Below are 421 nucleotides of genomic sequence, written 5' to 3' on the forward strand. Positions count from 1 at the left end.
CTCTTCAGCTCCGACACCCAGATGCCGAGCAACAGCAGGAACATCACCGCCGCCACCACGTTGCGCGACGCCACGGTCCAGGCGCGATAGGCGCCCCGGTTGTCCGCCTGCAGCCGCCCCGAGAAGAAGCGGTTGATCAGCTTGACCACCAGCGTGCCGGCCAGGACCACCACCATGCTGGCAACCACGTTGATCAGGAGACTGTCGTTGGCGTTGAAGTGCATGGGGGCGTCCGGGGCACGCGCCGATGGGGTCTGTAACACATTGTTGCAAACCGCGGCGCGGGGGCGGCGCCAGCTAATCCGATGCCGATGCCGCCCACCCGGATTCTATCCACACGCCACTGTGCCGGGCGCGCAATGGCGCCGACAGGGGTCGGCGTCTGGTTTGCGTGTAGGCGTTTTCTTAGGTGCGCCAGCCC

Annotated in this window: 1 protein-coding gene; it reads right to left on the minus strand. The window is 66.3% G+C overall.

The genetic code is table 11. The features are described from left to right. Positions 1 to 224 (minus strand): hypothetical protein (locus AB4Z35_RS30730; RefSeq protein ID WP_442101263.1); only part of this gene is annotated, 224 nt, incomplete at its 3' end. Between the last annotated feature and the right edge of the window lie 197 nt (positions 225 to 421).

This window comes from Pseudomonas sp. KB_15 (assembly GCF_052114525.1).
Classification (GTDB): domain Bacteria; phylum Pseudomonadota; class Gammaproteobacteria; order Pseudomonadales; family Pseudomonadaceae; genus Aquipseudomonas.